This is a genomic window from Meiothermus cerbereus, from assembly GCF_051297115.1.
In the GTDB taxonomy this organism is placed as follows: domain Bacteria; phylum Deinococcota; class Deinococci; order Deinococcales; family Thermaceae; genus Meiothermus; species Meiothermus cerbereus_A.
This window is the reverse complement of record NZ_JBEVAL010000158.1, coordinates 1-868: the sequence shown is the minus strand read 5'-3', so window position 1 is coordinate 868 and position 868 is coordinate 1. Positions and strand designations below refer to the sequence as shown.

Genomic DNA, 868 nt, shown 5'->3' with positions numbered 1-868 from the left:
ACCGCCCGGCTGCTGGTGGAGCGCAGCCTGGCCTGTTGGGAGGAGGAGGGGGAGCGCCCCCAGGCGGTGGCGGTGGTAGACGTGGGCGGCCCCATCCCGGTGCTGCTGGCCTTCGACGACCCCCGGCCCATGGTCTGGGAGGGAGCGACGGCCTGAAGGAGGTGAAGGATGGAGGTGTACGTGTTTCCAGAGTTTCTACCCACCGATCAGATCGAAGCCTGGCTGGCCCGGGACCTGAGGGCCGAGCTCAACCGTTCGCTGGTCAGCGACCTCACCCCCCGCCCGGTGCAGCTTCCCCTCCTCGAGGGGGGCGAGCTTAGGGGGTTCCTGGAGGGGCGGCTGGTGGGCCTGGAAGAACGCGGGCCCCTGCGCTTTTTGGTGGTCGAGGGAACCTTCCAAGGCCAGCCGATGCGGGTAGCCGCCGAGTGGGAGGAGGTGGCCCGGAGCTTTGACCTCGAGGACACCCCGCTCTACCTGTGGCGGGCCCGGCGGCTCCCCGAGGAAAAGTGGGAGGCGTGGCGGGCCGATCTGGATCAGCTCGGTCTGGCGGACAAAGCCGTGCTGCTCGGAGACCCGGAGGGTGGCCCGCTCTGCCGGGCAGAACCCACCCAGGAGAACGCCTGGGCCTTCTGGCTGGCGGCCTGGCGGTTCGGAAGCCGGGTAGCCCTCGACCTGGGAATGCGGCGGGCGAGCCTCGAGCGGGCCTTCACCGCGCTCAAGGAACGCCTGCCGCAGCTACCCGACAGCCTGCTAAAGCGCAGCCGGGAGGCTGAGGGCTGGGGGAAGGAAGAGCTGCGGGAGCTTCGGGCAAAATAGGGGGCATCTTGCCCCCGTTTTCTATCTACATCTGTCCCGCAGGGGCAAGAAA

1 protein-coding gene is annotated in these 868 nt (G+C 69.0%); it reads left to right on the top strand.

Going from position 1 to position 868, the window contains the following annotated elements:
- The first annotated feature begins 168 nt into the window (after positions 1 to 168).
- Positions 169 to 816, top strand: a complete 648-nt coding sequence (locus tag ABWU19_RS14925; RefSeq protein WP_435902415.1) for a hypothetical protein — start codon at positions 169 to 171, stop codon at positions 814 to 816.
- Positions 817 to 868 lie beyond the last annotated feature (52 nt).

Bases quoted from the DNA above. Each gene is read 5' to 3' on its own strand.
- ABWU19_RS14925 (WP_435902415.1), top strand. From the start codon at position 169: ATGGAGGTGTACGTGTTTCCAGAGTTTCTACCCACCGATCAGATCGAA.